The organism is uncultured Bradyrhizobium sp., assembly GCF_964252615.1.
Taxonomy (GTDB): Bacteria; Pseudomonadota; Alphaproteobacteria; order Rhizobiales; family Xanthobacteraceae; genus Bradyrhizobium.
Map to the genome: position 1 here is coordinate 73,203 of NZ_CAXUNQ010000008.1, position 16,044 is coordinate 89,246.

General features: G+C 59.8%; 16 protein-coding genes and 2 pseudogenes. 6 read left to right on the forward strand and 12 right to left on the reverse strand.

The features are described 5' to 3' along the window. Position 1 precedes the first annotated feature (1 nt). The 4 genes from ccoN to ACFE72_RS07300 all read right to left on the reverse strand — a co-directional run bounded on the left by ccoN (position 2) and on the right by ACFE72_RS07300 (position 3,201). Positions 2-1,633 (reverse strand): cytochrome-c oxidase, cbb3-type subunit I, encoded by a 1,632-nt coding sequence (ccoN, locus tag ACFE72_RS07285; protein WP_375412463.1) that lies wholly within the window; start codon positions 1,631-1,633, stop codon positions 2-4. A gap of 142 nt (positions 1,634-1,775) precedes the next feature. Then, entirely contained in the window at positions 1,776-2,234 is a 459-nt protein-coding gene (locus ACFE72_RS07290) for a hypothetical protein (RefSeq protein WP_375412405.1), read from the reverse strand. A gap of 18 nt (positions 2,235-2,252) precedes the next feature. Next, positions 2,253-2,393, reverse strand: coding sequence for a hypothetical protein (locus tag ACFE72_RS07295; protein ID WP_375412406.1), 141 nt, complete (start codon positions 2,391-2,393; stop codon positions 2,253-2,255). A 94-nt stretch (positions 2,394-2,487) separates the two neighbouring features. Next, entirely contained in the window at positions 2,488-3,201 is a 714-nt protein-coding gene (locus tag ACFE72_RS07300) for a Crp/Fnr family transcriptional regulator (RefSeq protein ID WP_375412407.1), read from the reverse strand. A 191-nt stretch (positions 3,202-3,392) separates the two neighbouring features. Here ACFE72_RS07300 and ACFE72_RS07305 point away from each other — a divergent pair, with 191 nt between their 5' ends. Further along, complete coding sequence (locus ACFE72_RS07305; protein WP_375412408.1) at positions 3,393-3,710, forward strand: c-type cytochrome; 318 nt, start codon at positions 3,393-3,395, stop codon at positions 3,708-3,710. Between the two features lie 542 nt (positions 3,711-4,252). Beyond that, positions 4,253-5,668: a hypothetical protein gene (locus ACFE72_RS07310; RefSeq protein ID WP_375412409.1), complete on the forward strand. Its 1,416-nt coding sequence runs from the start codon at positions 4,253-4,255 to the stop codon at positions 5,666-5,668. Here the strand turns inward: ACFE72_RS07310 and ACFE72_RS07315 are convergent. The 5 genes and pseudogenes from ACFE72_RS07315 to ACFE72_RS07335 all read right to left on the reverse strand — a co-directional run bounded on the left by ACFE72_RS07315 (position 5,662) and on the right by ACFE72_RS07335 (position 12,094). Next, a pseudogene (locus tag ACFE72_RS07315) lies at positions 5,662-6,773 on the reverse strand (MlaD family protein). The gene ACFE72_RS07310 and the pseudogene ACFE72_RS07315 sit on opposite strands and share 7 nt — an antisense overlap. Positions 6,774-6,776: 3 nt before the next feature. Further along, a complete protein-coding gene (locus ACFE72_RS07320) occupies positions 6,777-7,556 on the reverse strand; it encodes an ABC transporter ATP-binding protein (RefSeq protein WP_375412410.1) in 780 nt (259 codons plus the stop codon). Positions 7,557-7,558: 2 nt separating this feature from the next. Further along, complete coding sequence (locus ACFE72_RS07325; protein WP_375412411.1) at positions 7,559-8,695, reverse strand: ABC transporter permease; 1,137 nt, start codon at positions 8,693-8,695, stop codon at positions 7,559-7,561. 167 nt (positions 8,696-8,862) lie between these two features. Then, the gene (locus ACFE72_RS07330) at positions 8,863-9,222 is read right to left on the reverse strand and encodes a biliverdin-producing heme oxygenase (RefSeq protein WP_375412412.1); all 360 of its coding nucleotides are present in this window, start codon (positions 9,220-9,222) and stop codon (positions 8,863-8,865) included. 232 nt (positions 9,223-9,454) lie between these two features. After that, positions 9,455-12,094 (reverse strand): HWE histidine kinase domain-containing protein, encoded by a 2,640-nt coding sequence (locus ACFE72_RS07335; RefSeq protein ID WP_375412413.1) that lies wholly within the window; start codon positions 12,092-12,094, stop codon positions 9,455-9,457. A gap of 149 nt (positions 12,095-12,243) precedes the next feature. On the opposite strand from ACFE72_RS07335, the gene ACFE72_RS07340 reads away from it, so the two are divergent. Together ACFE72_RS07340 and ACFE72_RS07345 are read left to right on the forward strand one after the other, a co-directional pair. After that, positions 12,244-12,732: a hypothetical protein gene (locus tag ACFE72_RS07340; RefSeq protein WP_375412414.1), complete on the forward strand. Its 489-nt coding sequence runs from the start codon at positions 12,244-12,246 to the stop codon at positions 12,730-12,732. Positions 12,733-12,749: 17 nt separating this feature from the next. Continuing rightward, the gene (locus ACFE72_RS07345) at positions 12,750-13,226 is read left to right on the forward strand and encodes a helix-turn-helix transcriptional regulator (RefSeq protein ID WP_375412415.1); all 477 of its coding nucleotides are present in this window, start codon (positions 12,750-12,752) and stop codon (positions 13,224-13,226) included. A 36-nt stretch (positions 13,227-13,262) separates the two neighbouring features. Here the strand turns inward: ACFE72_RS07345 and ACFE72_RS07350 are convergent. Then, positions 13,263-13,757 (reverse strand): annotated as a pseudogene (locus ACFE72_RS07350) (GNAT family N-acetyltransferase); the annotation flags it as partial. Between the two features lie 89 nt (positions 13,758-13,846). Between ACFE72_RS07350 and ACFE72_RS07355 the strand changes: the two are divergent. Both ACFE72_RS07355 and ACFE72_RS07360 read left to right on the forward strand, forming a co-directional pair. Beyond that, entirely contained in the window at positions 13,847-14,080 is a 234-nt protein-coding gene (locus tag ACFE72_RS07355; protein WP_375412416.1) for a DUF2892 domain-containing protein, read from the forward strand. Between the two features lie 413 nt (positions 14,081-14,493). Continuing rightward, positions 14,494-14,778 carry a hypothetical protein gene (locus ACFE72_RS07360; protein WP_375412417.1) on the forward strand — a complete coding sequence of 95 codons (285 nt, stop codon included), beginning with the start codon at positions 14,494-14,496 and terminating at the stop codon, positions 14,776-14,778. A gap of 16 nt (positions 14,779-14,794) precedes the next feature. Here the strand turns inward: ACFE72_RS07360 and ACFE72_RS07365 are convergent, their stop codons facing one another. Continuing rightward, positions 14,795-15,220, reverse strand: coding sequence for an HPP family protein (locus tag ACFE72_RS07365; RefSeq protein WP_375412418.1), 426 nt, complete (start codon positions 15,218-15,220; stop codon positions 14,795-14,797). 26 nt (positions 15,221-15,246) lie between these two features. Then, complete coding sequence (locus tag ACFE72_RS07370; RefSeq protein ID WP_375412419.1) at positions 15,247-15,573, reverse strand: universal stress protein; 327 nt, start codon at positions 15,571-15,573, stop codon at positions 15,247-15,249. Between the last annotated feature and the right edge of the window lie 471 nt (positions 15,574-16,044).

A 16,044-nucleotide genomic window follows, 5' to 3' on the forward strand; every position in this document is an offset into this window, starting at 1 on the left:
CTCATTCCGCCGGCTGAAGAGCGGCCGGCAACGGCATGGTCGTCGCTTCCACTTCACCGACCCGCACCGTCATCCAGAGATTATAAGCCATGATCAGCGCGCCGATCAGAAACAGCGCCCCGCCTGCGGCGCGGATGATGTAGAAGGGATGCATTGCCTCCACGGTTTCAATGAAGGAATATTCGAGGAAGCCCAGCGATGTGTAAGCGCGCCACATCAGTCCCTGCAGGATGCCGGACACCCACATTGCCGAGATGTAGAGGACGATGCCGATGGTCGCGATCCAGAAATGCCAATTGACCAGCTTGAGGCTGTAGAGAGCCTTCCGGTCCCAGAGCCAGGGAATCAGGCAATACAGCGCACCGAAAGAGACGAATCCGACCCAGCCCAGCGCGCCGGAGTGAACGTGACCGATGGTCCAGTCGGTGTAGTGGCTAAGCGAATTCACCACCTTGATCGACATCAGCGGCCCTTCGAAGGTCGCCATGCCGTAGAAGGCGACGGAGACGACCAGCATCCGAAGCACCGGATCCGTGCGCAGCTTGTCCCAGGCGCCGGACAACGTCATCAGGCCGTTGATCATGCCGCCCCAGGACGGCATCCACAGCATGATCGAGAATGTCATGCCCAGCGTTTGCGCCCAGTCCGGCAGCGCGGTGTAGTGCAGATGGTGCGGGCCGGCCCAGATATAGAGAAAGATGATGGCCCAGAAATGGATGATCGACAGCCGATACGAATAGACCGGCCGCTCGGCGCGCTTGGGAATGAAGTAATACATGATGGCGAGAAAGCCGGCGGTAAGGAAGAAGCCTACCGCGTTGTGCCCGTACCACCATTGGAACATCGCATCCTGGACGCCGCCCCAGGCGACGTAGGATTTCGAGCCGAATACCGACACCGGCAATGCGGGATTGTTACCGAGATGCAGCACCGCGATAGTGACGATGAAGGCCAGATAGAACCAGTTGGCGACGAAGATGTGCGGCTCCTTGCGCTTCACCAGCGTCATCAGGAATACGAGCAGATAAGTTACCCAGACAATGGTCAGCCAGAAGTCGGCGTACCATTCGGGTTCGGCGTATTCCTTTGACTGGGTCACCCCGAGCAGGTAGCCGGTGCCCGCAATCACAATGAAGAAATTGTAGCCGAGCACGACAAACCATGGCGCGAGATCGCCGGCGAGACGCACCCGGCAGGTCTTCTGGACCACGTAGAACGACGTTGCGATCAGGACATTGCCGCCGAATGCGAAGATCACCGCGGAGGTGTGCAGCGGCCGGAGCCGGCCGAAACTGGTCCATGGCAGATCAAAATTGAGCGCCGGCCACGCGAGTTGCGAGGCGATCAACAACCCGACGGCAAAGCCGGCGATGCCCCAGAATACCGATATCGACGCCGCGAACTTGATCGGGCCGAGATTATAGTTGGGCCGGCCGTTGATTTCCTGCGGAGGCAGCGACACCGGGCGATCGAAATAGCGGTTGATGATAGTGAAAACCGCCCACAGACTGGCCCCGGCGGCAAGCGACGCATGGAAGGCAAACGGCGCGTCCAGAGCCATGGCTGCGGCAATCATGCAAAGAAATGCCGACCCCGCGAACAAAACGGATAGGCCAGCTTCGCCATAAGTCATCGACTTCGTGGTATCAAATCGGTTCATGCCCGGCGCCTCTTCTCGAAAATGCCGTTCCGAATGACCACGCTTTCGGTTTGGGAGGTTTGATCGAGGTCAAATCCGGGCGGCTTTTGTACGCAATGTCAGCTCTGAGCCATTCTCAGCAACACGCAGGCCCGATAGGCAGGGCTCGGTCGTCGATAATACGTTTGGCGGCCAGGGCCTGCAGAGTCTGACTATTCGGACAATCGTTCGATTTGCGCGGGTCCGGCCCTCGCTGCGCGGTCTCCCTCGTACATCGCTTCTTGGAAGAACACATTCCGCAAACCCGTTGCAGGTCGCGCAACACTTCCGGGTGCCGTTCGTGCAGAGCCTTCGGCGACAGCCCGAATTCCGCCATCCGCTTGTTCAGCAGCCCAGCCGATCGGTTGCTTCCAATCGAGATCGCATGAAGTTCGGCAGGCGAAAGGTTCAAATCACTCGCGATCTGCGCGAACTCAGTGCGATCGAGCCCTTCCAGCTCGCCATCGTTCACGAATCGCGAAGCCGCGTCCTTTACCCAACCGGCCAACGCGCCACGCCATGATGATTTCGGCAAATCGTTAGGAGGTATTGTCATGGCGTGTCCCCGGTGGGATCAGAAGGCTCGGCGCTTGGCTGCGGACAGTCGAGTCAGTTGTTTTGGCCGGGTCTGGAAGTCGGCCCAGACCAGGGCCGCGGCAAAGACGACGAACATCGAAATTACGGCGGCGGCGGCGAATATCGAATCGACTGGCATGGCTGGTCTCCCTGTTCGAGGAGCATGATGCCTGGCGATGCGGCGATCGTCTTTGACCTGAATCAACCGGCCGATCCTACCGCGGCACAAACCTTCATGCCGCGGCGATGGCTCCGGCCCGGGTCGAGTCCAGCAGGCGGACGCCGCCCGGGATGATGATCAACAACTTTTCGCGCTCGAATCGGGTCAACGTCCGGCTGACGGTCTCGATCGTCAGCCCCAGGTAGTCGGCGATGTCCTGCCGGCTCATGGGCAATGTTATCGTTTGCCGTTCGTCGCCGGCCTGCGCCTGGCGGTCTCGCCAGTTGACCAGAAAGGCCGCGACTTTTTCTTCAGCATTGCGGCGCCCGAGCAACAGCATTTGCTCCTGCGCGATCGTCAGTTCTCGGCACGCAAATTCATTGATTCGAAGCAGGAAGTGCGGCCGCTGCTCGATGAACTGCGAGAATGCTTCCACGGACAGGCGGCATACCGACACTGAATCGACCGCATCCGCCGAATAGCTGTAGCGATCGGACGGTGCTGTACCGAGAAAATCTCCCGGCAGCGCAAAGCCGATCACTTGCCGCCGCCCATCCGGCAACAGCTTGTACAGACGCGCAACGCCGGCGGTCAGGGTGTGGACCGAGCTGGCGGTCTGGCCCGCCGAGAACAGGGCCTCATTGGGCGCCAAATGAACATGACGGGCGATCCGCTCGAACCCCGCCAGGTCGGCCTGGTCCAGCGCGCCGCATATGCTGAGCGATCGGACCGCGCAGGCCGAGCAGCGGCCGAGGCGGGTCAAATTAGGCGCTGTGGTTCGTATCATGGCTCTGCCGGTTTCGAATGGTTGACGGCCGTTGCGTTCCCGTCATGGCGCCTGCGCGAGGTCCTATCGAAGCGCGACTATCTTAACCGTTTGACGGTTGACCGATTGATCCAGATCAAATCAGTCCGCGACTCAAAGCTTCATGATGGAGGCGAACCGCCGATCCGCTTTCTCCCGGAGCTGAAGCTGCAATGATAGGACGAATATTCGGCTCCCTGGCGTTTAGCCTGATCATGCTGACTCAAGCGTTGGCGGATTCGCCGGCCGAGCAGCGCGGCAAGACCTTCGCCCTCACAAACTGCGCGCGATGCCATTCCATTGACAAAGTGACGCAAAGCCCGCTGAAAATCGCGCCGCCCTTCCGTACGCTGCACCTGCGCTACCCGATTGAAACCCTCGCAGAAGCGTTGGCGGAAGGCATTACGACCGGCCACCCCACGATGCCAGAGTTCCAGCTCGACCCCGACCAGATTCACGATTTGCTGTCATACATGAGAAGCCTGGAATAGTCGGCATCCGGCGGGGACAACGTGCGCAAGGGATGGCGCGACCGGCCAGATCGAGATATGCTTTGAGGATGTTTGTCATGCGGCACATGATTATCGGCCTGCTGGCTCTCGCCCTCTCAGTCGGGACGGGATGGCAATCATGTGCGTCGGTCCCGCAAAACTCCGTGTCCCAAAGCGCCGCTGTGGCAAACCCCACGGATTTGCATCGGGGTCATGAGCATCACCGACCTGCGATGGCGGGTAATGACGCGCTCGACAATCACGCTTTAACTGATCCGGTTAAAGGTCAACCGGAGAGCGAGCACGCCTGTATAAAATGTTGCGGCGTTTGCATGCTGATAAGCGTCATTCCCGTATGCCCCGCTTCGACACGGGGACAGACAGTCACTCGCGTAACCTTTGCCATTGATTGAGCAATTGCGGGATCGGCTTGTCGTCGTCGATCCCGACATTCCGAAGCACATCCCGTGATCTGAATATCCGCGCGGTTGGCGCATCCTCGCGCCGACGCAGCGACTATCATTCAAATCCAGAGAACGACGATGATCAAGATCATTCCGTGCGTTGCGGCGCCCGTTGTGGGCATTGCACTGCTGATGTCTCCCTTCGGTCTGCGACCCTTGTTGGCGCAGGACCACGCGCAGATGCATCACGAGCAGGTGACAACACCTACCAAAAAATCGAAGGCCAAGAAGAGGATGTCGGCCCGCAATATCGACGCCGCGCCGGAGGTACCGGCGATGATCCACGGAAAGATGGCCGGCGCGGATCATGGCGGTCACGAGATGAAAGGCTTTCTTGGGCCTTACGGCATGGGCCGGGAGGGATCGGGGACGAGCTGGCAACCGGACAATTCACCGCATTATGGCATCCACGCACAGTACGGCGAGTGGATGACGATGTGGCATGCGATGTTCAACGGTATCTATGACAACCAAGGTGGGCCGCGTGGCGACACCAAGACGTTTGTCAGCGGCATGGTGATGGCAATGGCTCAGCGCCAGATAGAGGCAAGCACGTTCGGATTCCGCGTTATGATGTCGCCCGAACCGTTTATGGGTGCAAGCGGGTATCCGAACTTGCTGGCAACAGGTGAAACCGCCGACGGGCGGATGCATCTTGTCGACCGGCAGCACCCGCACGACCTGTTCATGGAACTGGCCGCCACCTATTCCTATCAATTCGCGAAAACGTCGAGCGTATACCTGTACGCGGGACTGCCCGGCGAGCCTGCGCTCGGCCCCTCAGCGTTCATGCACCGGACCAGCGGCCTTGATAATCCGGAAGCGCCGATTACGCATCATTGGCTGGATTCAACGCATATCGTTTTCGGAGTTCTCACCGCCGGTGTCGTGCTCGATACCGTCAAGCTGGAAGCTTCGACATTCCGCGGACGCGAGCCGGACCAGTATCGCTTCGATATCGAAGCCCCGAAGTTCGACAGCTATTCTGCAAGGGCAAGCTGGAATCCAACAAAGGAACTATCGATGCAGGTCTCTTGGGGGCACATCGAATCCCCCGAGCAACTTGTGCCAACGGTGAGTGAAAACCGGATTACGGCATCGCTGGCTTATACGAAACAATTCGGCGACGAGAACCTATGGGCTACAACTCTGGCATGGGGCCGCAAGTACAACTCTCCGGGTAACACGTTGAACGGCTTTCTTGCCGAAAGCGAGTTGATCTTCAAGAACGGCATCACGCTTTTCGGCCGCGCCGAGCGCGTGGAAAACGATGAACTGCTTGAGCGCGGCGAAGTGGTAACCGGCTTCGATCGGCATCCGGTGTACGGCGTGAGCAAGGTGTCTGCAGGCGGCATCTATGATTTCATACGCACCCAGAATATGAAGTTTGGGGTTGGGGCGCTCGCCAGCCGCTACGGGATCCCTGACGCCTTGAAACCGGATTACGGCGACCCGACAAGCTATATGATATTCGCAAGGTTGAAAATTCAGTGAGATTCTAGGGACTGCACCGTCCAGGCGATCATCTCCTTCGCAATTCGACCGAATGCTTCGTCGAACGCGGCAACAGCGGCCGGCGGCTCGACCTTGTCGAACGCTTGGTCGTGCTCGAACAGCCGCGCTGCAACGATCTTGCCGTTCTTGTCGACGATCCTCGCCGACAGCCCTATTTCGGCCGTCGTCGTCGAATCCACCGCAATTCGGAAGCGCCTGACATCGATCAGAAGCTGGAAATCAGCCTGGCCGAGATCGGCGACGCGCAGCGGCGCATGCGCGATATCGAAGTTCTCGAAGCTCTCGATCAACCTCGCCTGCACCAGCTTCGGAATGGCATCGGCCCACAGGGCTTCGGCGAACCCCGGATACTCCTGCACCGGCGAGAACAGGAAGCGTTGCGTCTCCAGCATCGCCACTGCGGTAGGTTCCGGGATGGCAAATTGCACGCTGACGGTCTTGTCCGCCGGTGCTTGAGCTGGAAGGGCCCGCAAATCGTAGGTGATTTTCGGCGGCGCGGCCGTCACGCCGGTCATGCGCTCCAGACCGGACACGATGCCGTCGAGCTTTCCGGTGTTGCGCGCCAATCCCTCCGAGAAAATCTTGAAATTGGCGATGGTGTCCTTCAGGGGTCCGGAATTCTCCGCCAGCACCGAATCCACTCTGCGCAATGCGTCGCGCGCGGCCTGCGTCATGCCTTGGCCCGCGCCCGGTTCGGCGACGAGCGTCGGCAGCTCGCCGGAATTCCCCAGCATCACGCCGCCTTCCAGCGCGATCACGGGAACGCCGGTCAGACCTTGGAATTCCAGACCGGCCTTGGTGTCGGATCGCACTGGCGTCGTCAAAGACACGGAGATCGTGCATTGACGCGGCGCGGGCTGTCCGGTGCAAGGCCGAGGTCCGTCACCTCGCCGACGCGGATTCCATTGAACAGTACTGCGGCGCCCACCAGCAGCCCCGGCACCGGACCGTCGAACTGGACGTGATAGGTCGCGCGCGGACCGAGGCCCCCGGTGTTGTGAAGCCAGTACACGAAGCCGAACGCGGCGGCGATGGCCGCCAGCACGAAGGCGCCGACGACGACGAAAGGAGCGCGGGTTTCCATCTTTCAACTCGCCTTTGGTTGCAGCATCTGGGACCGCTTGCCGTGAAAATAGGCCCGCACCCATGGATGCTCGGCTTGAAGCAGGTCGCGCATCGGCCCGATGGCGACGATCTTGCCGTCCGCCAGCACCGCGACGCGGTCGCAGACCGTATTCAGGCTGGCGAGGTCATGGGTGACCATGAACACCGTCAGTCCCAGCGTTTGCTGCAATGTCTTGATCAGGGCGTCGAAATCGCCCGCCGCGATCGGGTCCAAACCGGAAGTGGGCTCATCGAGAAATACGATCGCCGGATCGAGCGCGAGCGCACGGGCCAGCGCCACGCGCTTGGTCATGCCGCCCGACAGTTCGGACGGAAACTTGTCGCCATCCTCGGGCCCAAGCCCGACCATTTCGAGCTTGGCGGTGGCGATCTCGTCCATCAATGCGGCCGACAGCACAAGATTCTCGCGCAATGGAAACTGGATGTTCTGACGCACGGTCAACGACGAGAATAGCGCGCCCTGCTGGAACAGGATGCCCCACTGCCCCGCGACGCCCTGAGTCACCCGGCCATGCTGGCCGCCGATCGCGGCGCCCATGACCTCGATCTCGCCGCTTTGCCGGGGGATGAGTCCGATGATGGTTCGCATCAACACCGACTTGCCGCCGCCGGAAGCGCCGACCAGGCCGAGGATCTCGCCCTTGCGGACGTCGAGCGAAAGGTGATCGATCACGACACGGCGGCCGAAGCCGACTACAAGGTCATGGACGCGAATTGCAAACGGCATGGCGGCTTGGTGCATCGCTACATTCCGATCGATGCGAAAAACACGGCAAACAACCCGTCGAGGACGATCACCAGGAAGATCGACTTCACCACCGAGGTCGTCGTCTGCCTGCCGAGCGACTCGGCGCTTCCCTTCACCCGCAAACCCTCGCTGCAGGCGACAATGCCGATCACCAGCGCCATGAAAGGCGCCTTGATGATGCCGACCTCAAAATGCGTGACGGATACGGCCTCATGAAGCCGCGCGATGAAGATCGCGGGCCCCATGCCCCCGTAGAACCATGCAACCAGACCGCCGCCGTAAAGCGCAGCCAGCGACCCTATGAAGGCCAGGATCGGCAACGCGCAGATCAGTGCGATGATACGCGGCAGGATCAGGACTTCGACCGGGTCGAGCCCCATGGTGGAGAGCGCGTCGATTTCTTCGCGCATCTTCATCGAGCCAAGCTCGGCGGTGTAGGCGCTGCCGGAGCGGCCGGCGACCATGATCGCGACGATCAGTACGCCAAGTTCGCGCAGCACCAGGATGCCGACCATGTCCACGACGTAGGAATCGGCGCCGAATTTGCGGAAATGAAAGATGCCCTGCTGCGCGATGATGGCGCCGATCAGGAAAGTGATCAGCACGACGATCGGAATGGCCTGCCAGCCGACCTTGTATAGCTGATAGACCAGCGACGTCAGCCGCAGCGAGTTCGGCCTGCGCAGCACACCGAAAATAGCCAGAAAAAGCGAACCCAGCATCTGCAGAAACACGGTCAGATCTTCCGTCGCCCCGACCGCGGAGCGGCCGACCTGGTCCACCTTGACCACGAAAGGATTCCGAGCCGGAGCCGGCGCCGGATTATGCCGATTGACCTGCCGGACTTCCTCAATCAGGCCGGCATAATGGTCGGCGACGCCGACTATCTCCATGCGATGACCGGCGGATACCGCACGCCGCGACATTTTTTCGAGCATCCAGGCACCGAGCGTGTCGAGTTCGCGAACCTCGGCCATATCGAGCTTGACGACATCGGACGTGTCCAGTTGCGGCGTGGCGGCATCGGTAAGCCGCTCGAGCATGGCTACATTGGCAGCGACCCACGACCCGCTGGGACGCAGTTCAAGCAGATTGCCGGATGGCGTGGCCGCCAGCAGAGGTTCGGTCGTCACGATGAATTCCTTGCGGGTAACGCCCTTCTTTAGGACGCCCGCAGGGAGCCGAGTTGACCTGTCTCAAGGCCCGAAACGCGCCATGGTGCTATTGATCCAGATCGACACTGATGCCGCCGTCCCGCATCGGTGGGACGGATGGCCACTTCGTCAAGACTATGAACCGATCAGGCGGTCGTCGCCAAAAAGCAATGAAAAGCGAGCTTGGCGCCTGCGCACGCTTTCGAAATCGCGGGCGAGTCTCCGTCAATTTGCGACAACGCTCGTTTGAAACTCTGCCAAAGATGTTCGCCGTCGCCATGGCGCAGAAATTGCGTTCCTCGCGCGCCCTGCCCGCCGCGTCGGTTGATTGCCCGCAGGATCATGCCTGCACCAGGACGGCTTCCCTCCATCACGTAACTCCAGCCAAGGAGGGTGCCACGATCGGGTTCGATTGCCAGCGGGCAGATTGTTGCCGGCGAAATGCCGAATTGCCTGAGGTCGTCAGCAAGCGCTTCGCCGCGCCGGCGTTTGTCCCAATCCGGCAATACGCGACGAATTCCCGCGCTTTCAAGCGCGGCTTCGATCGAGGCGAAGCGCCAATTCGCCTGAAGGAAGGCCGAATAAGCCGCCGCGTCTGAATTGCATCAAGGTCGAACCGGCTGTCGAGGATCTCGTGCAGATGGTGGGTGCTCGCCCGGAGCCGATCGTGCGCGGGTGAACGCGCCGATGCTTTCATGGCTGCCGACGACCGCAACTTCTGTTCCAGGAAAGGGTGTCCTACCGGACGTCATCGGCCGCGGACTGCGACGCTTGATTCGAGGCCGCCAGCGGCATCAAGGCCGCGATCATTTTCGATCGATGATATGGCTTCGGAACAATGGGAATCTGGGCAAACAAATCGCCCAAGACCATGCCTTTGCTGTAACCTGAGCCAAACGCGAAGGGCACGCCGCCGGCCTGAAGCTGCCTGGCGATGGGCAAACTGTTTTCAGCGCCCAGATTGATGTCCAGCAAGGCGAAGGTGAATTTAAGCTTTTCCATTGCAATCAGCGCCTCGGGGACGGATTTCGCGAGCACGACAATTTCAGCGCCGAGCGCATGCAACATGTCTTCGGTATCGATGGCGATGAAAAGGTTGTCCTCGACCAGCAGGCAGGTGTGCAGAAGCGGCGCTAAAACCGCATGGTCCGGCGTTTCAGTTTGATGGGTGGTGCTGATTTTGGTCTTTTCGCTTGCAACGAGGACGCAATGGGCGATGGCAGCAGGCAGGACCAGATCGATGCAATATCCCTCCGGCAGGAAACGAGGGGTGCTTGAACCGTTCAGCTCAAAAGGAATGATTTGTTCGAGAATGGTCGAGCCAAATCCTCTCCGGAGCGGCGACGACACTGCCGGACCGCCGGTCTCGCACCAGGCTACCGTCACGTTACTTAGATCATCGCTGGACGTCGTCACAGTAATCTTGCCTCCGAGAGCCGAAAGCGCGCCGTATTTCCTGGCATTGGTGACGAGTTCATGGACGACGAGCGTCATCGGCGTAAAAGCGCGCGGCTGCAGCAATACGTCGGGACCGTTCAGAACGACGCGACCTTCAAATTGTCCATAGGTTTCGATTTCGGCTTTGAGCAGCGCATGCAGAGAGTTCGACTTCCAGTCGCTCGACGTCAGGATATCGTGAGCGCGCGCCAGCGAACGGATGCGCTGGTCCAGGCTTTCAACAAAGTACCGAACGTCGGTTGCCGCCACTGCGCTTTGTGAAACAAGGCCGCGCACCAGGCCCAGGATATTGCGCACACGGTGGTTGAGTTCGGCGATCAGGATTTCCTGGCTCTGCTCGGCCGCCACCCGGCGCGCCTGCTCGGAGTCTGTGATACGCAATACCAGTTCGATCAAGGTCGCGCGCAGCGATTCCGCCGCTCGCAACTCCCTGCCGCTCCACCTCTCGGATTGATCGAGCACCGATTCCCGCCAGGCCTCGAAACTCTTGCGGGGTGTCAGGCGGACACCGTGAGGTCCTACCAGTGCGGGCTTGACCGGTTCACCTGCCCAGTTGACGGTTTTTTCGACTTCCCGGCGGAAAAACACCACATAGTCGCGTGGCGTACGTGATATTGGAATCGAAAGGATTCCAGCCGCCCGCATTGGATAATCGGCTGCAGGCGGGAACAGTTCGCTGAGATGATGGGTCGCGAATACCCTTCCGGAAGCGGTCTTGTTGAGAAAGCGGACCAACTGCGCGAATTCGTCGCGCGTCGGCGTGGTACCGCTCAAGCTGATGTGTCCGCCATAATAGATTCCAACACCGTCCGACGGCAGGTAGTCCGCAACGCCTGTCAAAAATTCGGGAACGTTTTCCAACGACTGCTCGGGCGCCGCGAACGCCGTCGCGATCCGATCATGGATTTCCCGCGCTCGCAGCTCGTACGCCGTATCGTCCTCGCGCTCTCGCGATTCCAGCAGGTAGGAAAACATCTGTCCGAACAACTCGGCGGTGGAGCGGATTTCAAGGTCGAGACGGATCGGCTCACGGTGATGACAGGCGATGAGGCCCCAGAGTTCTCCGCGCTGCAGGATCGAAATGGACATCGAGGCGCGCACGCCCATGTTGCGGAGATATTCCAGATGAATGGGAGAGACGCTCCGCAATCCACTCATCGAGAGGTCGAGTGCATCTCCTTCCGGCAACGTCGGGGGAAGGATTTGCACGGGCTCGGCGTACACATCGGCAATGATACGCAGATAATTCCGGCGATAGAGCGCGCGCGCCTGGACCGGGATGTCGGATGCCGGATACCGCAAGCCGAGAAATGGCGGCAAGTCGCTGACAGCGGATTCCGCCACAACCTCGCCGGTGCCGTCGTCGGCGAAACGGTAGACCATGACCCGATCAAAACCGGTCAACGCCCGGACCTGCCGCGCCGTTTCACGGTAGATCAAGCGAGGAGACGTTTGATGCTCGACCCGGGCCAGCATGGACCGCAGCACACTCAAGGGCGCATGCCGTTGTCCGACCGCCGATTCGAATTCAAGCACGGTTTCCCTGCCGGAAATATGAACCGCGACGTCGAACAGCCGTCCGTCCGGTTTCAGTCGCTGTCCGAACAGACGTTCCACAATTCCGGTACCGGCGACGGTTTGCAGGCGACCGCGAATTTCATGCAGGAGATCGGCGGCAACCACCTGGTGGACGGGGAGCCCGATCACTTCGGCTGGAGAAAGGCCCAAAAATGGTTCGATATTGGCCGAGGCGCGGAGCACGCGCCAATCCGTGCTCACGGAGAGCAGGAAACCGATCGGTTGAATAGCCCCAAGCAGATGGATCTGCTCACGATCGCAGGTCGTTAGAGAAACGCCGTCATGTTGAATGTGAGTCATCTTCTCCCGTCGAGGGACCAAGCCGGCGGTTACAGTATACATGGCCGGAAAGCGATTGTTCAGGAAGAGGACTGAATCAGCTACTCAAGGAGCGCAGTTCTGATACAATGTTCCATGTCATACAATGGTGTATGTCAGATAGCCGACAGAGAGCCCGTGCTGTTGATCACGCGAAAGCACGGGGCGATCGAATGCAAACCACAGCCATAGCGCTGAGCCAGTTTCCGGTGGTCGACACGCATGATGCCGAGGTCATGCGCGACATCATGTTGTCCCGATACGGAGCTACAAGATTCGAGGCATCAGAAAGCTCGCCGTTTCTCGCTCGGTCGGCCACGGCCCATCTCGGATCGGCATCATTGGTAATGTGCAGCTACGGCGCTCCGGCGCTGGCCGCTTTTCCTGAAGCCGACTTTGTCCGACTTCAATTCGCTTTTTCGGGCACGGCCCGTACCACCATAGCGGGCGAGCCTGTTGAGGTGAGTGCCGATCAATCCTGCGTCACGCCGGCGGGCCGCCCCTGCAGAATCGAATTCGGTGCTGGTTATCAGCAGATTCTCATTCGCATCGAGCAGGACGCCATGGAGCGGAGCTCGCTGCCCTGCTGGGCGCCAAACAGCGAGGTCGCCTGGAATTTGCGTCAGCTCTTGGCACACATCAACCGCACCTTGACGGCTTGAAGAGCTTGATACGTTTCGTGGCCGGAGAACTCGCCGCGTCGCCGTCCCAACTCCCGCATTTCTTGCTGCAGGAATTTGAAGAGACCCTGATCGCCGCATTTCTGAAGGCGGTTCCGAATTCATACAGCGAAAATCTGCAGCGACGGCCGAGCGAGGGCGCGAGCGCCCATGTCCGCCGGGTAGAGGAGTATCTCGATGCTCACTGGCAGCGCCCGATCTCCGTCGAGCATCTCGCCGATGTTACCGGCATCGGGGTGCGAACAATCTTCGCGACGTTCAAACGCAATCGCGGCTACACGCCGTTCGCCTACCTGAAAATGGTCCGGCTGAGAAATGCGAATGAGTTGCTTCAATCTCCGACTGAAACCACGACGGTCACAAGCGTCGCGTTGAATTGCGGATTTTCGAATCTCGGACATTTTGCCAACGACTATCGAGACAGCTTTGGTGAATTGCCGTCATTAACCTTAGCCCGGGCCAGACGCATCCAGTAGACTTTACACGACAGATCGCCGAGACTGTCCCCTGGGCTAAAGCGTCAGCCTGACGCTGTAAATATCGTGCTCGACAGGATCCGGCCGTACCTCGAAGCCGAGGCTGCGGCACATCTCCAGCATCACCGCATTTTCAGCCAGCACATCGCCCCAGATTGTTTTAAGTCCCTCGGACTTGGCATATTCGATGATGAGCTGCATCAATGCCCAGCCGAGGCCTCTGCCCTTGAGGCTCGATCGCAGCAGGATCGCGTATTCGCCGGTCTCGTAGATCGAGTCCGAATGAATCCTAACCACGCCCACAATCTCGCCGGCGGCTTCGTCCAACGCGACAAAGGCCGCCTTGTCGTTGATGATCTCGACCGCCGTGCCGCCATGGCCGAACAGGACAACGGTGCCGAATGTCGGATCGTCGGCGAGGCCAAGAATAAGCTCGCGCGCCTTCGGCCGCAGCACCATCACGCCGGATATTCGCGCGTCCGGCCGCAGCGCTGATCTTGTCATTATCTTCGTATATGCGGCAGCAAGTGCGCCATTGAGACAGATCAAAGTCGAGTCCGTCATCGCGTGCGATCCTTTGCGTGTTTATTTCCCCAAGTTACCCCAGAAGGAGAACTGCCATGCCGGTAAATGTCGGAACGATCGATCAGTACATACGGATAGTTGTTGGGCTGGCTCTGGTCGCATTTGCGTTCCAGGATGGTCTGTCGATTCAGGGCTGGCATTGGGTCGGATTGATCGGTCTGGTGCTGCTGGCGACGGCGTTCTTCAGAAGCTGCCCGCTTTATGTCGCCTTGGGCTTTTCGACCTGTCCGGTCCTCAACGCTATTCGCCCGGAATGCGATCGCTTCTGAAGGCGCTCTACACTGAACGCCGCGTGCTCGCCGGCTGTTGCACAAGAGGGCTCGCCTCGGTCCGCGTCATTTCTTCGGAGAGATAGCCGCTCTTCGTCGCACCCTGCGCGTTCAACGTCATGGCCGGGCTTGTCCCGGCCATCCACGTCTGTGCTCCACATCGGAAAGAAGACGTGGATGCTCGGCACAAGGCCGGGCATGACGGCGAGATGTGTGCATCCAGTAGGGTCGAGCCCGGCAATGACGGCGGAGATGTGTGTACACGGAGATATGTACATGCAGATGTGTGCATACGGCCGGGTCAGCCCCTGCCAGATTCACACATCCGGCCATGTGCGGACTGGACCCGATATTTGACTGGTCTGCATCATCTGCCATCGCCCGATAAGGGATCATGGTCGGAAATTCGGGCAATGCTCCGCTGCAGCGTATCGTTCGGAGATCCCGAAGCATCGATCACGTGCCAGTCCATGGCGTCGATCGCGATCGTCTCCTGTTTCAGCGCAACGTCCCGCGTCGCGTCCGACGCTTTGCGGGCTTATGCCTGCGAGATCGCAGGCCGTACCGAGCAGTATTGGTGTCCGATCAAGCACGCCCGACGCGTCATCGCAGCCCATGAAGGTTACGACCGCTTCGCGGAATTCGGCGATGCCGACGCGTTTCGAAAGCGCACTGAAAAGCCGTCAACGGTCGCGTAGATTGGACAGTAAGCTCCTACCCGCGCGCCACGCTTCCCAACGCTCGCATGACGTCTTCGCGTGCAATGATTCCTGCCAGCTGCTGCCCGGCATCCAGCACGGGAATGCTTTTCATCCGATGATCGACCATAAGCTGCAACACTCGTGACAGTTTGGTCCCCGCATCGACATAGATGAATTCAGGCGTCATGACTTCCGCAACGCGCCGTGACAGCAGGTCATCGTAGCCTGGAACCATCCGGCCCGTGGTAAAGGCAAAGCATTTCAAAAAGTCGAACTTGGTCACCAGGCCGACGATGTCGTCATTTTCGCGAACCGGAAAGGCGTTGAAACCGACCTCCTCGAACATTCGCTGCAGTTCGCGCATGGTGGTATCGCGCCCCACGGTCTTCACCGTTCGCGTCATGTAGTCGCCGGCGCTCGCCTCAAGGAACCTGTGCACGGCAGTTCCTTGTCATTGCGGCTTCCTCAGCGGGACAGAAACGCACATCGGCTCGATTCTTCGGCAAGATGACGCGTGACACCGCCGAGTATCCATTCGCGGAAGCGCGAATGGCCATAGGCGCCCGCGATCACCGTTCCGGCGCCGACATTGGCAGCGATCCTGTCGAGCTGTTCGGCAACGGCTGCTCCGGTTTCCGCTTCCGTAACAACAGTGTTCGCGACGATGCCGTGGCCGCGCAGCCATCCCGCCACATCCTCGACATGCGACAACGCATCGGAACTTTTGATGTGCTGCTCGGGAATTTCGGCGATCGTGACCTCTTTTTGCCGCAGCGAGGATGGGCAGTGCATCGAACACCGCTCTGCGGGCTTCTCTGGCGTCCTTCCAGGCCACCAGCACGCTTCTCAAATCGAGCCACTGGACCGCCGGCGGTACGACGACGAGCGGACGGCCGGCCTGCATCACCAGATCGCTCGGGTCTACTGCGACGCAGGGATCGACAACGGCCTCGGCACGCGCGCCGACCACGAGGATGTCCGCTGTTCGTGCGTGCTGCATGACATAAGGTATCGTCGTCAATGTCTGTGCGGAACGCCACTCCACGGATTTCACGCGCCTTGAGACCGAGGTTCGAAACTCCGCCTCGAGTTCCGATAACCGCTTCCGGACTGCCGTCCCCTCTTCTTCAAGGACTTTTTGCGCGTAGTCGCCTTCGCCAAAATATAAGGTCGGCCTGATATCCGAGGCGGCAATGCCGACGACGCGCGCATCAAAACGCTCAGCCAAGTCGCCGGCCACCGCGAGGCAGGCTTCATTCGACC

Bases quoted from the DNA above. Each gene is read 5' to 3' on its own strand.
- ccoN (WP_375412463.1), bottom strand. From the start codon at position 1,633: ATGACTTATGGCGAAGCTGGCCTATCCGTTTTGTTCGCGGGGTCGGCA.
- ACFE72_RS07290 (WP_375412405.1), bottom strand. From the start codon at position 2,234: ATGACAATACCTCCTAACGATTTGCCGAAATCATCATGGCGTGGCGCG.
- ACFE72_RS07295 (WP_375412406.1), bottom strand. From the start codon at position 2,393: ATGCCAGTCGATTCGATATTCGCCGCCGCCGCCGTAATTTCGATGTTC.
- ACFE72_RS07300 (WP_375412407.1), bottom strand. From the start codon at position 3,201: ATGATACGAACCACAGCGCCTAATTTGACCCGCCTCGGCCGCTGCTCG.
- ACFE72_RS07305 (WP_375412408.1), top strand. From the start codon at position 3,393: ATGATAGGACGAATATTCGGCTCCCTGGCGTTTAGCCTGATCATGCTG.
- ACFE72_RS07310 (WP_375412409.1), top strand. From the start codon at position 4,253: ATGATCAAGATCATTCCGTGCGTTGCGGCGCCCGTTGTGGGCATTGCA.
- ACFE72_RS07320 (WP_375412410.1), bottom strand. From the start codon at position 7,556: ATGCACCAAGCCGCCATGCCGTTTGCAATTCGCGTCCATGACCTTGTA.
- ACFE72_RS07335 (WP_375412413.1), bottom strand. From the start codon at position 12,094: ATGTATACTGTAACCGCCGGCTTGGTCCCTCGACGGGAGAAGATGACT.
- ACFE72_RS07340 (WP_375412414.1), top strand. From the start codon at position 12,244: ATGCAAACCACAGCCATAGCGCTGAGCCAGTTTCCGGTGGTCGACACG.
- ACFE72_RS07355 (WP_375412416.1), top strand. From the start codon at position 13,847: ATGCCGGTAAATGTCGGAACGATCGATCAGTACATACGGATAGTTGTT.
- ACFE72_RS07360 (WP_375412417.1), top strand. From the start codon at position 14,494: ATGCTCCGCTGCAGCGTATCGTTCGGAGATCCCGAAGCATCGATCACG.
- ACFE72_RS07370 (WP_375412419.1), bottom strand. From the start codon at position 15,573: ATGCACTGCCCATCCTCGCTGCGGCAAAAAGAGGTCACGATCGCCGAA.